Raw genomic sequence first — 22612 nt, 5'->3', positions numbered from 1 at the left:
GAACAATAGGATTTTGAATGAGCATTTCCGCAGAAGCTTCCGCAGCGCCGGACAAGGACTGGTGGCGTGGAGCCGTTATTTATCAGATTTACCCGCGTTCTTTTCAGGATTCGAATGGCGACGGCATCGGCGATCTCAAAGGCATTACCGCGCGCCTGCCGCATGTGGCCGCACTGGGCGCCGACGCCATCTGGATTTCCCCCTTCTTCCCGTCGCCGATGCGGGATTTCGGCTACGACGTCTCGAACTACACCGATGTCGATCCGATGTTCGGCTCGCTCTCGGATTTCGACGGGCTGATCGCCGAGGCCCACCGGCTCGGCATCAAGGTGATGATCGACCTCGTGATGTCGCACAGCTCGGACCAGCACCCCTGGTTCATCGAAAGCCGCTCGAGCCGCTTCAATCCCAAGGCGGACTGGTATGTCTGGGCCGATGCCAAGCCGGACGGCACGCCGCCCAACAACTGGCTGTCGATCTTCGGCGGGTCCGCATGGGCGTGGGACCCCACCCGCATGCAGTATTTCATGCACAACTTCCTGACCTCGCAGCCGGACCTGAACCTCCATAATCCCGAGGTTCAGGACGCGTTGCTCGACATGACCCGCTTCTGGCTGAAGCGCGGCGTCGACGGCTTCCGGCTCGATACGATCAATTTCTATTTCCACGACAAGGAATTGCGCGACAACCCGGCGCTGGAACCTTCCCGGCGCAACGCCTCGACGGCCCCGGCAGTCAATCCCTACAATTTCCAGGAACATCTATACGACAAGAACCGGCCGGAGAACCTGGAATTCCTGCAGCGCTTTCGCGCCGTGCTGGACGAGTTTCCGGCGATCGCGGCGGTCGGCGAAGTGGGTGACAGCCAGCGCGGTCTTCAGATCGTCGGCGAATACACGTCCGGCAACGACAAGATGCACATGTGCTACGCCTTCGAGTTCCTGGCGCCGGATCCGCTGGTGCCGTCGCGCGTTGCCGACGTGCAGAATGCCTTCTCCGTTGCCGCTCCCGACGGCTGGGCCTGCTGGGCTTTCTCGAACCATGACGTGGTGCGCCACGTCAGCCGTTGGGGGCAGGACGTCCTTGATCGCGACAGTTACGCCAGGATGATCTCCGCCATCCTGATGACGCAGCGCGGGTCGGTCTGCATCTATCAGGGCGAGGAACTGGGGCTCACCGAAGCGGATATCGCCTATGCCGACCTGCAGGACCCTTACGGCATCCAGTTCTGGCCGGAATTCAAGGGACGAGACGGCTGCCGCACGCCGATGGTCTGGGACGCGCAGGCGCTGCAGGCGGGGTTCTCGACCGCTGAAAAGACCTGGCTGCCGATCCCGGTCGAGCACCAGCTCCGGGCGGTCAGCGCCCAATATGGCGATCCGGCCTCGGTGCTGGAGCAATATCGCCGCTTTCTGGCTTTCCGCAAGCAGCATCCGGCCTTCGCCAAAGGTGATATCCTGTTCCTGCCTGAGGACGGCGCGGTGTTGGGCTATAAGCGGCAATATGGCAACGAGACGGTGCTCTGCCTATTCAACATGAGCGCTGCGCCGGCCGTAGCCGATCTGCCGGTCGGCGATTGGGACGTGCTGACCGGCCACGGTTTCGAAAGCGGGCTGGAGGGCAGGCGCGTGGAGCTACCGGCCTGGGGGGCGTTCTTCGCCCGCCACGCATAGAGGAAAAAGGGGAGGAAGATCATGGCTGGCGTCGTTCTGAAGGATATCCGCAAGGCTTATGGCCAGGTGAAGGTGCTGCACGGCATCGATCTGGAAATCAGCCAGGGCGAGTTCGTGGTCTTCGTAGGCCCCTCGGGCTGCGGCAAGTCCACGCTTCTGCGCATGATTTCCGGGCTTGAGAGCATCACCAGCGGCGAGATGCATATCGACGGCCAGCTCGTGAACGAGGTGCCGCCCTCCCGGCGCGGCATCGCCATGGTCTTTCAGTCCTATGCGCTCTATCCGCATATGACGGTCTACGACAACATGGCCTTCGGCATGCGGATCGCCCGCGAGAGCAGGCAGGAGGTCGATCGCCGCGTCCGTTCGGCGGCCGAAATCCTCCAGCTCACGCCCTATCTCGACCGCCTGCCGAAGGCGCTTTCCGGCGGCCAGCGGCAGCGCGTCGCGATCGGCCGCGCCATCTGCCGCGATCCCAAGGTCTTCCTGTTCGATGAGCCGCTCTCGAACCTCGATGCGGCGCTACGCGTCGCGACCCGCATCGAGATCGCCAAGCTCAAGGAGCAGATGCCGGACACGACGATGATCTACGTAACCCACGATCAGGTGGAGGCAATGACGCTTGCCGATCGCATCGTCGTGCTTTCGGCCGGCCGCATCGAGCAGGTCGGCGCTCCGCTGGAGCTCTACGAACGCCCGCAGAACCTTTTCGTGGCCCGCTTCATAGGCTCGCCGGCGATGAACATCATCCCGGCGACGGTCACGGATACCGGCGAGGCGACCACGGTTTCGCTGAAGGGCGGCAAGTCGGTGCGCGTGCCGGTGGCGACCGGCGCCTCTGAAAAGGGCAAGGCGGCAAGCTTTGGCGTGCGCCCGGAAGACCTTTCGGTCGCGACCGGCGAGGATTACCTCTTCGAAGGGCGGATTTCCATCGTCGAGGCGCTCGGGGAGGTGACGCTGCTCTATATCGAGGGCCTCGCCGATCGCGAGCCGATCATCGCCAAGATCCCCGGCATTCTGAATGTAACGAAGGGCGAAACGATACGTTTTTCGGCCGATCCGAAGAAGCTGCATCTTTTCGATGCGGAAGGTAAGACTTTTCGCATCTGAAGGATAACCAACCGTTCACCATATTCGGGCAAGAGTTGGTCACAGTTTTTCCAAGGCTAGACTTCAAAACGCTCTGTTAAAGTTCGCCGGCTAGCCTTTTCTTATTAAGAGAAGGAGGGATGTCGTGGGTGCGGCTCCAGATAACAAAAAGCACTTTTTGAACAAGGAAGAGTCTTTCATGTACGACCGGGAAAACCGGTTCAAGATGGAAGACACGATGAATAACGCTCGTATCGAGTATACGGAGAAGGGCGTGATGAACATGGCGCAGCGCCGCTGCGACATACTGCGCATCTCCCGAAGCGGCGCCGTCATCGGCATCCTCACGCAGTACAACCTGCCGCAGCAGTTCTATCTCGACATCCCGGATGCGCGCATCACCAAGATCGGTTGTCTGCTGATGAAGACCTTCGCCAACAATACGATCGAGGTCCGTTTCCTCCGCTTGCTGTCGGAAAAGGAGATGAACCGCATCTTCGTCTTTTCCACCCACCCGAACCATCGCGACCGGACGATCGATATCCGGGCCTGGTAGGTATCGAACGATTTTCAAGAAGACGATGGGCGGCGAAAGCCGCCCTTTTTGCGTCAGGCAAACACGCTGGCGCCCTGGTCGGCATGGCCGACATTGCGGCGGAAAGCGGCGAAGAGCTCCCGGCCCATGCCGAACTCGTTCTCGGAAAGGTCGGCCGCGGCCGGTGTGCGGGCCGCGAATTCCGCGGCATCCACCAGCACTTCCAGCGTGCCGGCGACCGCGTCGAGCCGGATGATGTCGCCGTCCCTGATCTTGGCGATCGGCCCGCCGTCGGAGGCCTCCGGTGTGATGTGGATGGCCGCCGGCACCTTGCCCGAAGCGCCCGACATGCGCCCGTCGGTGACGAGCGCCACCTTGAAGCCGCGGTCCTGCAGCACGCCGAGGGGCGGGGTGAGACGATGGAGTTCCGGCATGCCGTTCGCCTTCGGGCCCTGGAAGCGCACGACGGCGATGAAATCGCGGTTGAGTTCGCCGCGCTTGAAGGCGTCCTGCAGCTCCTGCTGGCCGTGGAAGACGATGGCTGGCGCTTCGACGACATGGCGCTCCGGCTTGACGGCCGAGGTCTTGATGACGGCCTTGCCGATATTGCCCTTCAGCATCCTGAGCCCGCCGGTCGGCTGGAAAGGCGCGTCGATCGTGGCCAGGACCTTCGCGTCCCCGCTCTTGTCCGGCGCCGGTTCGCGCACTACTTGCCCGTTGGCGTCGAGCTTGGCCTCGACCGTGTAGGCTTCGAGCCCCTGTCCGAAGACGGTGCGGACGTCGTCGTGCAGGTAGCCCTTCTTGAGCAGCTGCTTGATGAGGAAACCCATGCCGCCGGCTGCATGGAAATGGTTCACGTCGGCAAGTCCGTTCGGATAGACGCGGGCGAGCAGCGGCACGACGTCGGAGAGCTCGGAAATATCCTGCCAGGTGAGGTGGATGCCGGCGGCGCGCGCCATGGCGACGATATGCATGGTGTGGTTGGTCGAGCCCCCGGTCGCATGCAGGCCGACGACGCCGTTGACGATCGAACGTTCGTCGATCATCTCGCCGGCCGGCGTGAATTCGTTGCCGAGCGCCGTGATCGCCAGCGCCCGCTTGGCGGCCTCGCGGGTCAGCGCCTCACGCAGCGGCGTGCCGGGATTGACGAAGGAGGCGCCGGGCATATGGAAGCCCATGATCTCCATCAGCATCTGGTTGGAGTTCGCGGTGCCGTAGAAGGTGCAGGTGCCCGGGCCGTGATAGGACTTGGATTCCGCCTCCAGCAGTTCGGCGCGGCCGACCTTGCCTTCCGCATAGAGCTGGCGGATGCGCGACTTTTCGTCGTTCGCAAGCCCGGACGTCATCGGCCCGGCCGGGATGAACACCGCCGGCAGGTGGCCGAAGCTCAGCGCGGCGATGACGAGCCCCGGCACGATCTTGTCGCAGATGCCGAGGAAGACGGCCGCATCGAACATGTTGTGCGACAGGCCGATGCCGGCCGCCATGGCGATCGCATCGCGGGAAAAGAGCGAAAGCTCCATGCCCGGCTGGCCCTGCGTGACGCCGTCGCACATGGCCGGCACGCCGCCGGCGACCTGCGCGATGCCGCCAGCCTCCCGCGCCGCTTCCCGGATGATCGGCGGAAAGGTCTCGTAGGGCTGGTGGGCCGAGAGCATGTCGTTATAGGCGGTGATGATGCCGAGGTTCGGGACGACGTCTCCGGCGAGGGCTTCCTTCTCGGCGGGGGAACAGACCGCGAAGCCATGCGCGAGATTGCCGCAGGAGAGGACGGAGCGGTGCGGACCTCGGGAGGCCGCCCGACGGACGCGGTCGAGATAGGCTTCGCGATGCGGTTTCGATCGTTCGACGATACGGGCGGTGATCGCCTCGATGCTGGGATGGGCGGCCATGGTCTTGTCCTCTCTGGTCAATCCCGGCCTGGGAGAGGCCGCGGACCTTCGAGAAGGCCTTCAAGCCACCGGGATTGCTCCTATTGAAACTCCGATGCCGGGGTCGCCGGCGGATATAGGGGCGTCACGGCGCCCAATAGATCTGAAGCGGCGAAGCGGCGCGGTTCAGCACAGCACGGATCGGCATTTCGGCCTCGTCGGCGCCGGCCTTCGCCTTTTCCAGCACATCCTTCTTGCCCTGGCCTTCGATATGGAGCGCCAGCAGGCGAGCATCCGAAAGGCTTGCGAAGGAGAAGGTGAGCCGCTCTTCGCCGGCCCCTTCCGCCTCCATCGTCAGCACGCCGCGCGGTCCGGAAAGGTCGAGCGCTCGCTGCAGATTGTTGCCGTGCGGAAAGAACGAGGCCGTGTGCCCGTCCGTTCCCATGCCGAGGATCGCCACGTCGAAAGGATTGCCGATATCGGCGGTCTTCTCCGTCGCTATTCTCGCCGCTTCCTCGATCGAGGAACAGTCGTAATAGAGCGGAATGAAGTTCGCCGCTGCCGCCTTGTCCTTCAAGAGATGCGTCGAAACGAGGAGATGGTTGGAGCGCGGGTTGTCGGCCGGCACGAAGCGCTCGTCGACCAGCGTCACGCTCACCCTCCTCCAGTCGATATCGCGGTTCGAAAGCGCCTCGAAGAATTTCTTCGGCGTCGAGCCGCCCGAGACGGCGAGCGAGGCGGTGCCCCGCTCCTCGATCGCGGCGGCAAGGCATTCCACGACCTCGTCCGCCAAGGCGGCGGCGAGTGCTGCGGCATCCGGGAATTCATGCATATTCGCGGTCATTGCCTGCTTTAACCTTCGTGCTCTTAGCCTTCATGCCAGGTGCGGCCGTCGCGCTCGATGAGGGCGATGGCCTGGCTCGGCCCCCAGGTGCCGGCGGTATAACCCTGCACCTGCTGGCCGGTCGCTTCCCAGCCCTTCAGGATCGGATCGACCCAGCGCCATGCGGCTTCCACTTCGTCGCGGCGCATGAACAGCGTCTGGTTGGAGCGGATCGTGTCAGTCAGCAGCCGCTCGTAGGCATCCGGATTGCGTACGGCGAAGGATTCCGCAAAGCTCATGTCGAGCGAGACTTCGCGCAGCCGCATGCCGCCCGGGCCGGGGTCCTTGATCATCAGCGATTGCTTGACGCCCTCATCCGGCTGCAGACGGATGATGAGCTGGTTCGCGGAGATGCGGCCCGCCCCGGAATCGAAGATATTGTGCGGGATCGGCTTGAAGGTGATGACGATCTCGGAGACCCGGTTGGTAAGCCGCTTGCCGGTGCGGATGTAGAATGGCACGCCTGCCCAGCGCCAGTTGCCGATCTCGGCCTTGATGGCGACGAAGGTCTCGGTGTTCGAGACGCCGCCCTCCAACTCGTCGAGATAGCCCTTGACCGGACCGCCGGCGGAAGCGCCAGCCCGGTATTGGCCGCGCACCGTCATCTGCTCGACATTGGCCTCGGTGATCGGCTTGAGGGCGCGCAGCACCTTGAGCTTTTCGTCGCGCACCGATTCCGAATTCATGGAGGAGGGCACTTCCATGGCGACAAGGCAGAGTAGCTGCAGGATGTGGTTCTGCACCATGTCGCGCAGCGCGCCCGCCGTGTCGTAATAACCGGCGCGGCCTTCCAATCCCACCGCTTCGGCGACGGTGATCTGCACATGGTCGATATGCTCGGCGTTCCAGAGCGGCTCGTAGAGGGCGTTGGCGAAGCGCAGCGCCATCAGGTTCTGCACCGTTTCCTTGCCGAGATAGTGGTCGATTCGGAAGATCTGCTCCTCCCGGAAGACCCTGCCGATCGTGTCGTTGAGTTCGAGCGCCGAGGCGAGGTCGCGGCCGATTGGCTTTTCGACGACGATGCGGGTCGATTTGGTGATCAGCTTGTGATCGCGGATCTTCTCCGAGATCGCGCCGAAAATGCCGGGCGCCACCGCGAGATAGAAGACGCGTACGTGGTCCTTGCCGTCGTCGATGATTTTCTTGAGTTCGTCCCAGCCCTGATCCGACTTGGCATCGACCGAGACGTAATAAAGCCGCTGGCAGAACTTCTTGACTTCCGCTTCGTCGAATTCGCCCTTCTTCAGGTGTTCCTTCAGGGCATCCTCCGCGAACTTGCGGTAGTCCTCATGCGAAAGCGCGCTGCGCGAGGCGCCGATGATGCGGGTGGGCTCGGTGAACTGACCCTCGATCTGGCGGTGATAGAGCGCGGGGAGGAGCTTGCGCTCGGCAAGATCGCCGGTACCGCCGAAGACGATACAATCAAAAGGTTCGACTGGGATGATCTGGCTGCTCATCGCTGTTCTTTCGTCCTGCATGGTTGGGGGCATGTTTATTCTAATCGATTTAAAAACGCTAGCCCAAATTGGGCGTTTGAATGGTGCGGCACCCCGTGGACCTCGTCAGAGCCTGTCGCGCAGCGCGAACCACGTGAGGGCAAGGAAAAGCAGCGGAGTCCGCATATGGCGCCCGCCCGGGAAGGCGGGAATTTTGAGCGCGGCGAGGTGATCGAGATCGGTTGCCTTGCCGGCGACCATATCAGCATAAAGCTTGCCACAATAATTTGACAGCATCACGCCGTGGCCGGAATAGCCGCCGATCGAAGTGACGCCCGGCATAACCTCGCGCACGAAAGGCTGGCGGGGCATGGTGATTCCCACATTGCCGCCCCAGGCATGGGTGATCTCCACGTCTTTCAGCGCCGGATAGGTATCGACGATCTGCCTGCGGATGGCGTTCGCCGTATCCTTGGGATCGCGCGAGGAATAGACCTCCCGACCGCCGAAGAGCAGCCGGTTGTCCTTGCTCTTGCGGAAGTAACGCACCACGAAACGCGAATCGGCAACGGCTTCGCCGCCGGGAATGACATGCGGAAAGGCATCGAGCGGTGCTGTGGCGGCGATGAAGGAACCGATCGGCATGATATGCGCGGCTGTTTTCGGCTCCAGATCGCCGATATAGGCGTTGGTGGCGATCAGCACCCGGTCGGCAGTCAGCGTGCCTGCGGGGGTGTCGACCAATGTCTTGCCGCCGGCCTGTCGGATGGCTGTCGCCTTCGTCATCTCATGGATCTGCGCGCCGGCGGAATGCGCGACGCGGGCAAGCCCGATAAGCAGCTTCAACGGGTGGATGTGGCCCGTGCCCATGTCGCGCACGCCGCAATAATACCCCTTCGTGCCGAGCCGCTCGGCGGTCTCCCGGGCATCCATGAAGGAGAGATGCGGATAGCCGTAGCGCTCCGCCGCGATCTCGGCATTCGCCCGGTAGTCCCTGTCGTGGCCCGGCTTATGGGAAACGTTCATCTGCCCCGGCATGTAATCCATGTCGATGCCGTGGGTTTCGGCGAAATCGAGGAGATGCCGCTTGGCGTCCTCCGCCATGTCGAACAGCGCCTTGGAGCGTTCGTAGCCGATTTCCTTCTCCAGGTCCTCGGGCCACCAGCGCTGGCCGGTGCCCATCTGCCCGCCGTTGCGACCGGAGGCGCCGTCGCCGAACCGGCTCGCCTCGATCAGTGCTACGGAAACGCCTGCCTTCGCCAGATTGTAGGCGGCCTGCAGGCCGGTATAGCCGCCCCCGATGATCGCCACATCGACCGTCTTCGAACCGTCGAGGGCCGGATAGGCCGGCCGCTCGCCGACGGTTGCCTGATACCAGGAGATTCCCGGCGCGATCGGGCTCTGCCACGAATCCAAGACACGGCCCTCACACGTTGAGAAGCAGGAATTCCCGCTCCCAGGGGCTGATCACCTGCATGAAGGTCTCGAACTCGCCGCGCTTGACCCCGGCATAGAGGCCGATGAATTCCGGGCTGAAGACATCTGCCAGCGCCGGATCGGATTCGAGCAGCGAGACGGCTTCGAGCAGGCCGCGCGGCAGGTCGATCGCGCCTTCATTCGCGGTATCCTCGGTCGCCGGTCCAGGCTCGACCCCTTTCATGATGCCGAGCAGGCCGCAGCCGAGCGAGGCGGCAAGCGCCAGATACGGATTGGCGTCCGAACTCGGCAGCCGGTTTTCGACGCGCCGGGCGGCGGCATCCGAAACCGGCACGCGGAAGGCGGTGGTGCGGTTGTCGTAACCCCAGGCGGTATTGACCGGCGCCGACATGTCCGGCGTCAGGCGGCGGTAGGAGTTCACATAGGGCGCCATCATCACGAGCGTCTTCGGCACATAGGCCTGCATACCCCCGATGAAGTGGAAGAACTCCTTGGACGGAGAGCCGTCCGGATTTGAGAAGATATTCTTGCCCGTCTTGATGTCGACGACCGACTGGTGGATGTGCATGGCCGATCCCGCCTGGCCCTGCATGGGTTTTGCCATGAAGGTGGCGTAGATGCCGTGCTTCATCGCCGCCTCGCGGATGGTGCGCTTGAACATGAAGACCTGATCGGCGAGCTCGATCGGATCGCCGTGCCGCAGGTTGATCTCGAGCTGCGCCGGGCCTTCCTCATGGATCAGCGTATCGATCTCGAGGCCCTGCTTTTCCGAGAAGTGGTAGATGTCGTCGATCAGTTCGTCGAACTCGTTGATGCCGGCGATCGAATAGCCCTGGCCGCCGAGGATGGAGCGCCCCGAGCGCCCCTTCGGCGGATGGAGGGGGTAATCCGGGTCGTCGTTCTTGGCAACGAGATAGAATTCGATCTCCGGCGCCACGACCGGTTTCCAGCCGCGCTCCCGATAGAGCTTCAGGACATTCTTCAAGACGTTGCGCGGCGTATAGGCGACTGCCTTGCCGTCCGTGTCGACGATGTCGCAGATCACCTGTGCGGTCGGATCGGTTTCCCAGGGCACGACCGACAAGGTCGATAGGTCCGGCATCAGCTTGAGATCGCTGTCGCGCGGCTCGTAGCGGAAATTGCCGGTCTCTTCAGGGTATTCGCCGGAGATCGTATGGCGATAGAGAGCGGACGGCAAAGCCAGCGAAGTGTTCGAGGTGAATTTCGACGATGGCATCATCTTGCCGCGCGGTACGCCCGCGAGATCGGGCGTGATGCATTCCACATCCTCGATCCCGCGCGCTCTCAGCCATGCCGTGGCCTCCCGCCAGTCCGTCACGCCTCGCAGCGAGGTGAGTGTCGGTTGGGCAACGGCAGCTTTCGCCACGGTGCCGATTGCGGGGGCGGGTTTGGATTTCTTCTGCGGCATGACACACCGGGGTGAGGTTGATCGGAACTCCCATCATAATCACGGATTGGCGATTGGCGAGGGGGGAGCAGCCATTGACTTTGACCGGCCGATCGAAAACAGCAACATCTCGGAAACAAGGAGCGCCGGGTGACGCGGAAATTCGATGTGGTGGTTCTGGGCGCCGGCGCGGCAGGCATGATGTGCGCCATTCGCGCCGGCGGGCGCGGGCGCTCCGTACTCGTGCTAGACCATGCGAAGGCACCGGGCGAGAAGATCCGCATCTCCGGCGGCGGACGCTGCAACTTCACCAATATCCATGCGGGCGCGAAGAATTTCCTGTCCGCCAATCCGCATTTCGCCAAGTCGGCACTCGCGCGCTATACGCCGCGGGATTTTCTCGACATGGTCGAGACGCATGGAATCGCCTGGCACGAGAAGACGCTTGGCCAGCTCTTCTGCGACGAAAGCGCCAAGGACATCATCGGGATGCTGCTTTCGGAGATGAGGGCGGCAAACGTCCTCCTCGAACTGCAGAAGCAGGTCACGACGGTGGAGAAAACGCCCGACGGTTTCCGCATAGGCACGTCCGACGGCCCGGTGGAGGCGCAGTCGCTGGTGATTGCCACCGGCGGAAAGTCGATCCCGAAAATGGGCGCAACCGGTTTCGCCTACGACATAGCCCGGCAATTCGGCATGCAGATCGTCGAGCCGCGGCCTGCACTGGTGCCGCTGACGCTCGATCCGAACCTTTTGGAAAAGCTTTCGGCCCTATCCGGCATCGGCGTGCCCGCCGAGGTCCGTCATGGCAAGACCGCCTTTCGCGAAGCCCTGCTCTTCACCCACCGAGGCCTGAGCGGCCCTTCCATCCTGCAGATTTCCTCCTATTGGCGGGAGGGGGACGACATCACGCTCGTCATCGAGCCGGATCTCGATATTGCGGCCGTACTCAAGGCCGGCCGCAAGGCGAACGGTCGGCAGGCGGCGCAGACCGTGCTTGCGGAAGTTTTGCCGAGGCGGCTCGCTCAGTTCTTTGTCGAGAACCGCGACGTCACGGGGCATCTCGCCGATCTTTCCGACAAGGCGATCGAGGGTCTGGCAGGGTCGATCCAGAACTGGACGGTCCGGCCTGCCGGCTCGGAAGGTTATCGCACGGCGGAGGTGACGCTGGGCGGAATCGACACCTCCGGGCTGGATTCCAAGACCATGCAGGCGAAGAGCGTACCCGGGCTTTATTTCATCGGCGAATGCGTGGATGTGACGGGCTGGCTCGGCGGCTATAATTTCCAGTGGGCCTGGGCCTCCGGCCATGTTTGCGGTGAGAATTTGTAAGGCAGGATGATTCAATACTTCTTAATGGGCGTCCGTCATCCTGCCTTAATGCCAGCCAAATCCCATGCTTTAAGGCTGGTATGCGCTGCCTGCCGGGTTGGCAGGGTGCCAAGAACGACAACAACGTGTTTAGGGTTCAAGAACGATGCAGAAAACCCGCCGTGCCCGTGCAATCGCCATCGCTCTCGTCAAGGACGACGCAAAACTGAGGCGGCTCAGGCTTTTGGCAATCGCAATCGGCGCCACGGCAGCGCTTCTTTCGGTTCCGGTCCTGTTCGGCTGAACTGAACTCTCGCCGCGAAGGTGATCTTCCTGATGCAGCGTTTCGCTGATCCAGCGCTGCCGGAATTCACGCACGTCCGCCATATGTCAGAAGATTGACGAGCCAACGCGGCGCCGGATAGGCGAAGCGCTCGTAGAAGCGGTCTTCGGCGCAACGGCCTCCAACTTTGTCCTTCCCTTCGAAATGCGTGAAGAGGATGGCGGCGACGATCTCATACATCGGAAATCTCCGTTTTTCGAAAAGCCATCTCCTCTATTAAACGTAAAAATCTGCTTCTTGTACGGGGTAATTCCGGCTATGCTTTTCACTCATGAAAAACATAGCCTGGGACGCCTACGAGCTTTTCATGCAGGTGGCGCGCCACGGCGGGCTCTCCGGCGCTGCCGGCGCGACCGGGTTGAGCCCCGCGACGATCGGCCGGCGCATGCTCGACCTGGAAGAAGCGATCGGCCGACCGCTCTTCCTCCGCAGCCGGACCGGTTATCGGCCCACCGCCGACGGCTCGGCACTGCTCGCGCAGATTCTGGAAATGGAGGGCGCTGCCCGCCGCATCGAGAGCTGGAAACAGCAAGGCACCGGTTCGCCGCTGGTCCGCGTCGCCTGCGGCACATGGCTCGCCTGGATGTTTACGCGCAATCTTCCGGTGATCCGCACCGATCGCGATGACTTCCGCCTGGATTTCTTCATCGCCGAACGGCGCGCCAGCCTCGCGCATCGGGAAAGCGATATCGGCATCCGCGCCTTCGAACCCGAGGAACCGAACCTCGCGACAACAAAACTGGGTGAGGTCGCCTACGCCGCCTATCGCGCCCGCAGCGCGCATCCCTCCGTTGCCGATCGCTGGCTTGCCGTTTCGGAGGAGGATGCGATCTCCGCCTATCTGCGCTGGCCGCATGAGGAGCGAATGGGTCGGATCGCCGTCACGGTCAACCGGCCGCGTTCGTTGCGCGACCTTGCGCTCGGCGGCGCCGGAACGGCGGTGCTGCCTTGTTTCGTCGGCGATCAGGACATGCGGCTGGAGCGTGTCGGCGAGGAAATTCAGAACCTTCGCCACAGCCAGTGGATCGTGATGAACAACGACGACCGCCACCGGCGGGAGATCCGCACGGTGGTCGATCGCATGGTGAAGTTCATCAAGGGGCACGCCGAGCTTTTTGCCGGCCGGCGGCCTTAGGGATGAACCTGCCGCCTACTGGATGCGGTTGGTGACCACGACCGGGATCATCAGGTCCCCCCAATGGCCGTCGCCGCCGTGGTGGCGGGCCGAGCGCATCAACTCGACCGAGACACCGGCATCCACTGCCTTCATGATGGCGTGGTTGAGGCGGTGCAGATCATTGGCGAGCGTACGGACTGCCGCCTGCTGCTCCTGCGTCATCGCGGTCGCCTGCTCCTCGGCGCGTTCCTTGACATGGGTCTGGATGTTCATGGCATTTCTCCTCTCTTTTAGTCGGGGTTCTTGAAGTTTTGTCCCCCGCATGCGGGGGGCGAATGGTTATTCCGCCGCCGGCCGGAATTGCGCGTGCTCGGTGGATTCCTTCATGGCCGTGGTGGAGGAAAGTCCTCCGGTGATCGCGAGCGAGACGGCATCGAAATAGCCGGTGCCCACCTCCCGCTGGTGTTTGGTCGCGGTATAGCCGCGGACCTCGGCTGCGAACTCCGCCTCCTGCAATTCCGAATAAGCGGCCATCTGCCGGTCCTTGTAGCCGCGGGCGAGTTCGAACATGCCGTAATTGAGCTGATGGAAGCCGGCGAGCGTGATGAACTGGAACTTGTAGCCCATGGCGCCGAGTTCCCGCTGGAACCTGGCGATCGTCGCGTCGTCCAGGTTCTTCTTCCAGTTGAACGATGGCGAGCAATTGTAGGCGAGCATCTTGCCCGGATGCGCCTTGTGGACGCCTTCGGCGAACTTGCGTGCCTGTTCGAGATCGGGCTTCGACGTCTCGCACCAGATGAGGTCGGAATAGGGCGCATAGGCGATCGCGCGGGCGATGCACGGTTCCAGCCCGTTCCTCACCTGATAGAAGCCCTCGACCGTGCGGCCTGCATCGTAGTCGACGAAGGGCCGATCGCGGTCGTCGATGTCGGAGGTGAGCAGCTTTGCCGCTTCCGCGTCAGTGCGGGCGATGACCAGCGTCGGCGTGCCCATCACGTCGGCTGCAAGCCGTGCGGCGGTCAGGTTGCGGATATGCGCGGCGGTCGGGATCAGCACCTTGCCGCCCAGATGTCCGCATTTCTTCTCCGATGCGAGCTGGTCCTCGTAGTGAACGCCGGCCGCACCCGCCTCGATGAAGGCCTTCATGATCTCGAATGCATTGAGCGGTCCGCCGAAGCCTGCCTCCGCATCGGCGACGATCGGCGCGAACCAGGTCTCCACGGAAAGCCCCTTGCCCTCGGCGGTTTCGATCTGGTCGGCACGCTGGAGTGTGCGGTTGATACGCCGGGCAAGTTCCGGCGCGGCATTGGCCGGATAGAGAGACTGGTCCGGATACATGGCGGAGGCCGTGTTGGCGTCGGCCGCGACCTGCCAGCCGGAAAGATAGATCGCCTTGAGGCCCGCGCGGACCTGCTGCATGGCCTGATTGCCGGTCATTGCGCCAAGCGCGTTGACGAAGTTTTCCTTGTGCAGCAGCGACCAGAGCCGGTTGGCGCCCATTTCGGCAAGCGAATAGCGGATATCGGCGGACCCTCGCAGGCGCTTGACGTCCACGGCCGAATAGGGGCGTTCGATGCCTTCGAAACGGTCTTCCGGCGCGCTTGGAACCATTTTGTAAAAATCTGTCATCGCCATCTCTCCCATGGGCTTTTGCTCTCCGCATCGGTGCGGTTTTCATGTGACTGGTTTTACAGGTGGAAATGCTGCAGCGCCACAAAAGATGCGATTTCGGGAAACTGAAAAGGGTTATGATGTCTTGTCTTTCACAAGGGCTTCTGTGAAGATGTCAAAGTAGTAAAAATCGGAACTTGTAAAATTGGTGACAAATGGCGGAGAGGAAGATATTTGCAGGCCCTCGCGTGCGGCGCGTGCGACTGGGGCTCGGGCTGACGCAGACGGCCATGGCCGAGGCGCTCGGCATCTCGCCGTCCTATCTCAATCTCATCGAGCGCAACCAGCGGCCGCTGACCGTCCAGCTCTTGCTGAAGCTGGCCTCCGTCTACAAGGTCGATCTCGATGCGCTGCAGGGCGAGGGCGGCGGCCTGGCAAGCCAGCTCCGCGAGGTGTTTGCCGATCCGCTCCTGTCCGGCGAAATTCCGGGAGATCAGGAAATCATCGAAGTGGCGGAAGCGGCTCCCAACGCGGCGCTGGGGCTGATGAAGCTCTACCGGGCCTATCGCGAACAGGCCGGGCGGCTCTCCGATCTTGCCGATCTTCTGGCGCGGGAGGGGCACGAAACCTCGATCGCCGGCACGCGCCTGCCGATCGACGAGGTGCGCGAGACGCTGGAACGGCGCCCGAATTTCTTTGCGCGCATCGAGGATGCGGCGGAGGTTCTCGCCGCCAGGTTCGGCGCGGGCGATGAGCTTCCGGGCGCGCTGAAGGCATGGCTGAAGAGCGAACACGGCATCGTCGTCCGCACGCTTCCTGTCCATGTCATGCCGAATCTGCGCCGCCGTTACGACCGCCATTCGATGCGGCTGTTTCTGTCGGAACGGCTGTCGCCTTTCGATCGCACGCGCGAACTGGCCATGGAAGTCACGCTCCTGGCATTTGGGGCCGAAATCGCCGCGGAGCTTGAAGAACTCGTCTTCTCCACCAACGAAGCAAGACGTATCGGTCGCTTCGAACTCGCCCGCTATGCCGCCCATGCGCTGATGATGCCTTACGGCGATTTCCTGTCCGCCGCCCAGCGGACCCGTTACGATCTCGATGTGCTTCGCTCCCGTTTCGAGGTCTCGTTCGAACAGGCGGCGAGCCGGTTGACTTCGCTCGCGCGTCCGGGCGCCGCAGGCATTCCGTTTTTCCTGATGGAGCTCGATCATGCCGGCAATGTCATCCGCCGGGCAGGCACGCAGGGTTTCCCGCAGGCCCGGTTCGGCGGGCACTGTCCCAAGCTCGGCATCCACACGGCCTTCACCCAGCCGGGACAGATCCTCGTCGATCGGGTCGAGATGCCCGATGGCGGCGCGTTTCTCACGCTGTCGCGGACGCTCGAAGGACCGCAGGCGGGTTTCGGCGAGCGCGTCCGCCGCACGGGCCTGCTTCTCGGCTGTGATCTGAGCAATGCGGGTGAAACTGTCTATGGGGAGGCGCTGCCGGGTCCGCCCGGCGCCGTGCTCGCCGGCACGGCCTGTCGCCTTTGCGAGCGGCAGGGCTGTCTCTCGCGTGCCGAACCGCCCGTCACGCGCCCGCTCGGACTTGACGAAATGGTGACGGGTCTCAGCGCGTTTGATTTTCAATAGCTTTTGTGGCGGCGCACATTACCTCTTGTGGCGAGAAAAATTCCTTCTTACTCTGCCGGAAAGATAAGGGAACTTATACGCAGGCTCCCCGCTTGCGTAGAAAAACTGGAACAGGAGAGATCATGAAAACCCATTTGCTCCGTCTTGCCGCCGCCGTTGCCGCGACGGTGGTCGCCACCGCTGCCATGGCTCAGGAACGGGTGGTGCATGTCTATAACTGGTCCGATTACATCGACGAGTCGATCCTGGCGGACTTCACCAAGGAAACCGGCATCAAGGTTGTCTACGACGTCTTCGACAACAACGAAATTGTCGAGACAAAGCTGCTCGCCGGCGGCTCCGGCTACGATGTCGTGGTTCCGACCGGTCCTTTCCTCGCCCGCCAGATCCAGGCCGGCGTCTTCCAGAAGCTCGACAAGTCGAAGCTGCCGAACCTTTCCAATCTCTGGCCGGAAATTTCCGAGCGGCTCGCCAAATACGATCCCGGCAACGAATATGCCGTCAACTACATGTGGGGCACCACCGGCATCGGCTATAACGTCGACAAGGTGAAGGCCGCGCTCGGCGATGTGCCGATCGATAGCTGGGACGTGCTCTTCAAGCCGGAAAATGCCGAAAAGCTGAAGGCGTGCGGCATCAACATCCTCGATGCTTCGGACGAGACCTTCGCCATCGCCATGAACTATATCGGCAAGGACCCCGACAGCAAGGAAACCGCCGATCTCGAAGCCGGCGGTGAGGTCTACCAGAAAATCCGCCCCTTCGTGCGCACGTTCAACTCATCCTCTTATATCGATGAGCTTGCCAATGGCGACACCTGCATCACCATCGGCTGGTCGGGCGACGTGCTGCAGGCCAAGACCCGCGCCGAGGAGGCCAATAACGGCGTTCACGTTGAGTTCGTGATCCCGAAGGAAGGCACGTACATGTGGTTCGACAACCTCGCGATCCCGGCGGATGCGAAGAATGTCGAAGAGGCGCATGCTTTCATCAATTATCTGATGAAGCCGGAAGTGATCGCCAAGGCGTCGAACTATGTCCAATACGCCAACGGCAACCTTGCATCGCAGGAGTTCATCGACAAGGAAGTGCTGGAAAATCCCTCCGTCTATCCGCCGGCGGATGTCGTCGGCAAGCTCTTCACCATCTCGCCTTACGGACCGCGCGAGCAGCGGGTGCTGAACCGGGTCTGGACGCAGATCAAGACCGGCAGCTGATTGGAAAGACGGGGCAGGCGGAAGCGTCTGCCCCGAACGCTTGCAGTCTACGATGGGCGAAGTGGGGTAGGGCATGGCGAAATCACTTGGACCGGTAAAGCGCAAATTCTCTCCCTGGACCGATCCATCGGCCGTCCCTTTCATCCGTTTCGAAAACATTACCAAACGCTTCGGCGATTTCACCGCCGTCGACAACCTGACGCTGGACATCTACGAGCGGGAATTCTTCTCGCTGCTCGGCCCCTCCGGTTGCGGCAAGACGACGTTGATGCGCATGCTGGCGGGGTTCGAGGAGCCGACCGAAGGCCGCATCCTTTTGCAGGGCAAGGACATTTCCGGCGTGCCGCCCTATCGCCGGCCGACCAACATGATGTTCCAGAGCTATGCGCTCTTCCCACATATGACGGTGGAGAAGAACATTGCTTTCGGCCTCGAGCAGGACAATCTCCCGAGGGGAGAAATCTCGGCCCGCGTCGAGGAGATGCTGAAGCTCGTCAAGCTCGAGCCTTTCGCCAAGCGCAAGCCGAATCAGCTTTCCGGCGGTCAGCGCCAGCGCGTGGCGCTCGCCCGCTCGCTCGCCAAGCGGCCGAAGGTGCTGCTGCTCGACGAGCCGCTCGGGGCGCTCGACAAGAAGCTGCGCGAGGAAACGCAATTCGAGCTGATGGACATCCAGACCAATCTCGGCCTCACGTTCCTGATCGTCACCCATGACCAGGAAGAGGCGATGACGGTCTCGGACCGTATCGCGGTCATGGACAGGGGCGTCATCGTACAGGTGGCGACGCCGGCGGAAATCTACGAGGCGCCGAACAGCCGTTATGTCGCGGACTTCATCGGCGACATCAACATCCTCGAAGGCACGGTCGTCTCGACCGAGAGCGCTCTTGGCGCGCCGGGCGCCGTGCGGATCGATTGCGATGGCATTGCCGTTGCGGTCGAACAGGAATGCCAGGCGGTGAAGGGCGACAGGGTCGCTTTCGCGGTGCGGCCGGAAAAGGTGCGTATCTCTCCCGACCAGCCGGCCGAGACCTCCGTCAATGCGGTCTATGGCGAGGTCTGGGATATCGGCTATCTCGGCGACTTCTCGGTCTTCCTCGTCAAGCTTGCCGACGATCGCATCGTTCGCGCTGCGCAGGCCAACGTCTCCCGCCTCGTCGACCGGCCGATCACCTTCGGCGACATGGTTTGGCTCACCTGGCCGCTCGATGCCGGCCTCGTGCTCACACGCTAGGGCGGAGGGGAAATGGCGACCGTTTCCGAAACCCACACCGCCAATAAGCCGAGCCCCGCCCGCTGGCTTGTCGTTGCGGTGCCCTATGTCTGGCTGCTGCTCTTCTTTGCCGCGCCCTTCCTGATCATCCTGAAGATATCGCTGTCGGACACGGCGATCGCCATGCCGCCCTATATACCGCTTTTCCAGGGCTTCGGCGCGATCGGCGACTTCGTCTCGAAGCTCGACTTCGAGAACTACCTCTTTCTCACGGATGACCCGCTCTATATCAGGTCCTATCTGTCGTCGCTCAGGATTGCGGTGATCTCCACCTTTCTGCTGCTGCTGATCGGTTATCCGATGGCGCTCGCCATGGCGCGCGCCCCGACGTCGCTCCGGCCGACGCTCGTCATGCTGGTCATCCTGCCGTTCTGGACGTCGTTCCTGATCCGCGTCTACGCCTGGATCGGCATTCTGAAGCCGGACGGTCTTCTGACGCTGCTCCTCCAGACGATCGGTCTTCTGGGGCCGGACGAGCAGGTGCAGATATTCAGGACCGATATCGCCGTCTTCATCGGCATCGTCTATTCCTACCTGCCCTTCATGGTCCTGCCGCTCTATGCGGCGCTGGAGAAGATGGACAACACGCTGCTGGAGGCCGCAAGCGATCTCGGCTGCCCGCCGCTGAAAGCCTTCTGGAAGATCACCTTCCCGCTGTCGCTGCCGGGCGTTGTCGCCGGCTCGATGATCTGCTTCATCCCGATCACCGGCGAATTCGTCATCCCCGATCTTCTGGGCGGCGCCGACACGCTGATGATCGGCAAGACGCTCTGGACGGAATTCTTCGGCAACCGCGACTGGCCGCTCGCCTCCGCCGTGGCGGTGATCCTGCTCGTCATGCTGGTCGTGCCGATCGCCATCTTCCAGAACCAGCAGAAGAAGGTGGCCTGAGATGAGAGCCTCCCGCTTCGACGCCACCGTCCTGACGCTCGGTTTCGCCTTCCTCTACATTCCGATCATCATCCTGGTGGTCTACTCGTTCAACGCGTCCAGGCTGGTCACGGTCTGGGGCGGGTTTTCGCTGAACTGGTACCGCACCATGTGGTCGAACCAGGGGCTGATGGACGCCGCCTGGGTCACGGCGCGTGTCGGCGTCATCAGCGCCACGCTCGGCACGGTGCTCGGCACGCTTGCTGCGCTGGCTCTCGTGCGTTTCTCCCGCTTCCCGGGGCGGATGCTGTTTTCGGGCATGATCTATGCGCCGCTGGTCATGCCCGAGGTTATTACCGGCCTGTCGATGCTGCTTCTTTTCGTGGCGCTCAACATCGACCGCGGTTTCTGGACGGTCATCATCGCGCATACGACCTTCACCATGTGCTACGTGGCGATCGTCGTGCAGTCGCGGCTGCTCACCTTCGACCGGAGCCTGGAGGAGGCAGCGCTCGATCTCGGCTGCCCGCCGGTCAAGACCTTCTTCAAGATCACCCTGCCGCTGATCATGCCGGCCGTCATCGCCGGCTGGATGCTGGCCTTCACGTTGTCGCTGGACGACCTCGTGATCGCGAGCTTCAACACGGGTCCGGGAGCCACGACGCTGCCGATCAAGATCTATTCGCAGGTCCGGCTCGGCGTGACGCCGGAGATCAACGCCATCTGCACCATATTGATCGGGCTCGTGACGATCGGCGTCATCATCGCCTCGATCGGTACGAAGCGCGCCGAAATGCGCCGCATCCGCGACGAGCATGTCGCCGCGCGCGGCACGACGTGACAGCCGCGCCGGAACTACTTATTCCGCGACCTTTGGCGGCGGAGCTTGCGAAACCGACCATATGACCGGGTTCGGCCAGGAGCCGCCGATGAAGACCATCAGTGGTGGTGCAGCACCCGTGACTTCCGCCGGCGGCTGAATGCTGGCGGATAGTGCCAGGCTGTTGTTGACATAGGAAACGAGGCCGGAGAGCGCGATCGTTTCGGCGGGGCCGACGAGCTTGCCTTCGCGGATGTCCACCGAACCGCCCTTCAGATCGGCCGATATGTCGATGCTGTCGAATTCGAGATTGCCGCCGCCGGCTTCGCTCAAGGGAAAATAAGGTTTCTGTGTTGCAAGTTGCCGTATGCCGGCCAGATTGACGCCTGACAGGGAACCCCGCTCCGTTCGAAAGCGGATGGTTCCCTTCGCATTCCGCCATGCCTCGGTCGTCAAGGACCGGTCGGTATCGAGCGACAGCTCCAGTGATCCGCGCGCGGCGGGCAGGGGCCCGGCCAGTCCGAGCTCCTTGACGATGTCGCCGAAATCGGCATTCTGAACGGAAAGGTGCAGGGCAATTCCTCCGGAGGCTCCGCCTTTCGTCGTGGCGATCCGGCCGGTCAGGCGGCCCGTTTCGAAATCGCTGTCGAGAATGTCGATGCGCGATTGTTCCGCCGTGTTCATCACGCTCATCGCAGCTTCCGCAAGCTGGAAGGGGCCAAGCGTCGCCTGTTGCGCGGAAAGCCTCAGATCGAGTTCCGGCCGGTTGCGCGACCCGTTGCGCCGCTCCGCATTGTCGCCGCTGCGCGGCGCGATCGCGGCAAGGACTCCCGAAAAATCCATCCGGTCGAAGGCGAGCGTGCCGGTCAGCCTCGGCAGCCGGTTCGGCGGAAAAACGAGATCCAGAATGCCGGTTGCCCTGGCGTCGTTGAGGCTGAGCGACAGGTTTTCGAAACGAAGGGCTTCGTCATTCGTGGTGAGACGGGCGCTTAAGGAAAGGCTTTTCAACCGTTCCGTGCCATCGAAGTGCACGCCGGACCAGGCCATGGCCGCGGAAAGATCGGGAATCGTAAGTTCGGCATCGCCGGAAAGAAACGCATGCGCCGCAAGGTTGGCAGTGCCGTTGAAGCGCCCGCGCAGAAGGTCCGATTCGACGGAGCCGGAGGCATTTCCGCTTTTGCCCGAGAGCAGCAGAAGAGGTTGCGACGTGCTGATGTCGATTGCCAGCCTGCGGCCGTTCATCTCCCCGTCGGCTCTTATGTTCAGGCCGCGGGAAAGCCAGGGCCAGTGGAGTTCGCCGTTGATCGCGACGAACCGCGTGACACGGCCACTCGCGACATCGGAGACTTCCAGGGTTCCGTTGCTGATCTTGACGTCGCCCATCCGCGCGTCGTCGTCGGCGGATAGGGATTGGCCGCCGCCGTCGGCTTTTGCCTCCCGCACGGCACGGCTGAGCAATCCGTCATTCGCCCAGTCCAGCCGGCCGCTTGCGTCCCGCAGAACATATATTTCCGGGTCCGTGAGGTGAAAATCCTCGAATTCCGGCCGGCCCAGCAGGGCCTCGAAAAGATCGAAGGAGGCGGAAAGCCGCGAGACGCGTCCGAGCATCCGTTCGCTCCCATCGGCCTGTTTGCGGATGGTGATCTCCTTGAGCGTGATCCTGGGTTCCGGCCAGAAGCGGATATCCGGCGTGCCCTCGATCGTCACGTCATGGCCGGTCCATTGGGCGACCGCGCGCTCCATGCTTTCCCGCACCACGGCAGAGGAGATGAGGAACGGCGCGACGATCTGATAGAGCGCGAAGAGGACCAGGGCAACGAGGATGCCGATCAGCAGTCCCCGCCGCCGCCTGCCAAGCGGGCGGCTTGAGATTTTCCGCAGATTTCCGATCCCGTTGCTCAGCATGGTCCACGCGAATATAGGAAATGACAGGTCTGTGCAAATCCGTGCTCCCGTCCTCTGGCTGTCCCCTTTCTCATGCAATGCAACATGCTATACAGGCCGACGTGCCACGGCCTTGTAGCCGAATGCGGACGGATATGTTGGGAGGCCTTCTTCCGGTCGGGATAGGCCTCTTTGGGGTGGAG

General features: G+C 62.5%; 20 protein-coding genes. 11 read left to right on the top strand and 9 right to left on the bottom strand.

Features of this window, described 5'->3' with window-relative positions; all coding sequences use genetic code 11:
* Nucleotides 1-17: 17 nt before the first annotated feature.
* From bglA to ACMGE0_RS13855, 3 genes are all read left to right on the top strand, one after another.
* Nucleotides 18-1673 carry a beta-galactosidase BglA gene (bglA, locus tag ACMGE0_RS13865; RefSeq protein WP_436816434.1) on the top strand — a complete coding sequence of 552 codons (1656 nt, stop codon included), beginning with the start codon at nucleotides 18-20 and terminating at the stop codon, nucleotides 1671-1673.
* Nucleotides 1674-1694: 21 nt separating this feature from the next.
* The gene (locus ACMGE0_RS13860; protein ID WP_436816433.1) at nucleotides 1695-2783 is read left to right on the top strand and encodes an ABC transporter ATP-binding protein; all 1089 of its coding nucleotides are present in this window, start codon (nucleotides 1695-1697) and stop codon (nucleotides 2781-2783) included.
* Nucleotides 2784-2961: 178 nt separating this feature from the next.
* On the top strand, nucleotides 2962-3318 hold the full coding sequence (locus ACMGE0_RS13855; RefSeq protein ID WP_436816432.1) for a hypothetical protein: 357 nt from the start codon (nucleotides 2962-2964) through the stop codon (nucleotides 3316-3318).
* Between the two features lie 53 nt (nucleotides 3319-3371).
* On the opposite strand, the gene edd is transcribed toward ACMGE0_RS13855, so the two are convergent.
* The 5 genes from edd to ACMGE0_RS13830 all read right to left on the bottom strand — a co-directional run bounded on the left by edd (nucleotide 3372) and on the right by ACMGE0_RS13830 (nucleotide 10353).
* Entirely contained in the window at nucleotides 3372-5189 is a 1818-nt protein-coding gene (edd, locus tag ACMGE0_RS13850; RefSeq protein ID WP_436816431.1) for a phosphogluconate dehydratase, read from the bottom strand.
* A 124-nt stretch (nucleotides 5190-5313) separates the two neighbouring features.
* Entirely contained in the window at nucleotides 5314-6012 is a 699-nt protein-coding gene (gene pgl / locus ACMGE0_RS13845; RefSeq protein WP_436816430.1) for a 6-phosphogluconolactonase, read from the bottom strand.
* Nucleotides 6013-6035: 23 nt separating this feature from the next.
* Nucleotides 6036-7508, bottom strand: coding sequence for a glucose-6-phosphate dehydrogenase (zwf, locus tag ACMGE0_RS13840; protein ID WP_436816429.1), 1473 nt, complete (start codon nucleotides 7506-7508; stop codon nucleotides 6036-6038).
* Between the two features lie 105 nt (nucleotides 7509-7613).
* Nucleotides 7614-8903, bottom strand: a complete 1290-nt coding sequence (locus ACMGE0_RS13835; protein ID WP_436816428.1) for an NAD(P)/FAD-dependent oxidoreductase — start codon at nucleotides 8901-8903, stop codon at nucleotides 7614-7616.
* A gap of 10 nt (nucleotides 8904-8913) precedes the next feature.
* Nucleotides 8914-10353: a glutamine synthetase family protein gene (locus tag ACMGE0_RS13830; RefSeq protein WP_436816427.1), complete on the bottom strand. Its 1440-nt coding sequence runs from the start codon at nucleotides 10351-10353 to the stop codon at nucleotides 8914-8916.
* 177 nt (nucleotides 10354-10530) lie between these two features.
* Here ACMGE0_RS13830 and ACMGE0_RS13825 point away from each other — a divergent pair, with 177 nt between their 5' ends.
* On the top strand, nucleotides 10531-11664 hold the full coding sequence (locus ACMGE0_RS13825; RefSeq protein ID WP_436816476.1) for a BaiN/RdsA family NAD(P)/FAD-dependent oxidoreductase: 1134 nt from the start codon (nucleotides 10531-10533) through the stop codon (nucleotides 11662-11664).
* A gap of 145 nt (nucleotides 11665-11809) precedes the next feature.
* On the top strand, nucleotides 11810-11947 hold the full coding sequence (locus ACMGE0_RS13820) for a hypothetical protein (protein WP_200814079.1): 138 nt from the start codon (nucleotides 11810-11812) through the stop codon (nucleotides 11945-11947).
* Nucleotides 11948-12013: 66 nt separating this feature from the next.
* Here the strand turns inward: ACMGE0_RS13820 and ACMGE0_RS13815 are convergent, their stop codons facing one another.
* The gene (locus ACMGE0_RS13815; RefSeq protein ID WP_436816426.1) at nucleotides 12014-12166 is read right to left on the bottom strand and encodes a hypothetical protein; all 153 of its coding nucleotides are present in this window, start codon (nucleotides 12164-12166) and stop codon (nucleotides 12014-12016) included.
* 91 nt (nucleotides 12167-12257) lie between these two features.
* Here ACMGE0_RS13815 and ACMGE0_RS13810 point away from each other — a divergent pair, with 91 nt between their 5' ends.
* A complete protein-coding gene (locus ACMGE0_RS13810) occupies nucleotides 12258-13121 on the top strand; it encodes a LysR family transcriptional regulator (protein WP_436816425.1) in 864 nt (287 codons plus the stop codon).
* 15 nt (nucleotides 13122-13136) lie between these two features.
* On the opposite strand, the gene ACMGE0_RS13805 is transcribed toward ACMGE0_RS13810, so the two are convergent.
* Together ACMGE0_RS13805 and aceA are read right to left on the bottom strand one after the other, a co-directional pair.
* Nucleotides 13137-13376, bottom strand: a complete 240-nt coding sequence (locus ACMGE0_RS13805) for an SMc00767 family acetate metabolism repressor (protein ID WP_436816424.1) — start codon at nucleotides 13374-13376, stop codon at nucleotides 13137-13139.
* A 66-nt stretch (nucleotides 13377-13442) separates the two neighbouring features.
* Nucleotides 13443-14732 carry an isocitrate lyase gene (aceA, locus tag ACMGE0_RS13800; RefSeq protein WP_436816423.1) on the bottom strand — a complete coding sequence of 430 codons (1290 nt, stop codon included), beginning with the start codon at nucleotides 14730-14732 and terminating at the stop codon, nucleotides 13443-13445.
* A gap of 197 nt (nucleotides 14733-14929) precedes the next feature.
* Here aceA and ACMGE0_RS13795 point away from each other — a divergent pair, with 197 nt between their 5' ends.
* The 5 genes from ACMGE0_RS13795 (at nucleotide 14930) to ACMGE0_RS13775 (ending at nucleotide 20546) form a co-directional block, all read left to right on the top strand.
* Nucleotides 14930-16348, top strand: coding sequence for a helix-turn-helix domain-containing protein (locus tag ACMGE0_RS13795; protein WP_436816422.1), 1419 nt, complete (start codon nucleotides 14930-14932; stop codon nucleotides 16346-16348).
* 122 nt (nucleotides 16349-16470) lie between these two features.
* Nucleotides 16471-17565 (top strand): polyamine ABC transporter substrate-binding protein, encoded by a 1095-nt coding sequence (locus ACMGE0_RS13790; RefSeq protein WP_436816421.1) that lies wholly within the window; start codon nucleotides 16471-16473, stop codon nucleotides 17563-17565.
* A 73-nt stretch (nucleotides 17566-17638) separates the two neighbouring features.
* Nucleotides 17639-18796 carry an ABC transporter ATP-binding protein gene (locus ACMGE0_RS13785; protein ID WP_436816420.1) on the top strand — a complete coding sequence of 386 codons (1158 nt, stop codon included), beginning with the start codon at nucleotides 17639-17641 and terminating at the stop codon, nucleotides 18794-18796.
* Between the two features lie 12 nt (nucleotides 18797-18808).
* Nucleotides 18809-19726, top strand: coding sequence for an ABC transporter permease subunit (locus ACMGE0_RS13780; RefSeq protein ID WP_436816419.1), 918 nt, complete (start codon nucleotides 18809-18811; stop codon nucleotides 19724-19726).
* Nucleotide 19727: 1 nt separating this feature from the next.
* Nucleotides 19728-20546, top strand: coding sequence for an ABC transporter permease (locus tag ACMGE0_RS13775; RefSeq protein WP_436816418.1), 819 nt, complete (start codon nucleotides 19728-19730; stop codon nucleotides 20544-20546).
* Between the two features lie 18 nt (nucleotides 20547-20564).
* Here the strand turns inward: ACMGE0_RS13775 and ACMGE0_RS13770 are convergent, their stop codons facing one another.
* Nucleotides 20565-22430, bottom strand: coding sequence for an AsmA family protein (locus tag ACMGE0_RS13770; protein ID WP_436816417.1), 1866 nt, complete (start codon nucleotides 22428-22430; stop codon nucleotides 20565-20567).
* Between the last annotated feature and the right edge of the window lie 182 nt (nucleotides 22431-22612).

The sequence above is a fragment of the Neorhizobium descurainiae genome (assembly GCF_051400715.1).
Classification (GTDB): domain Bacteria; phylum Pseudomonadota; class Alphaproteobacteria; order Rhizobiales; family Rhizobiaceae; genus Neorhizobium.
This window is presented reverse-complemented; position numbering and strand designations above follow the sequence as displayed.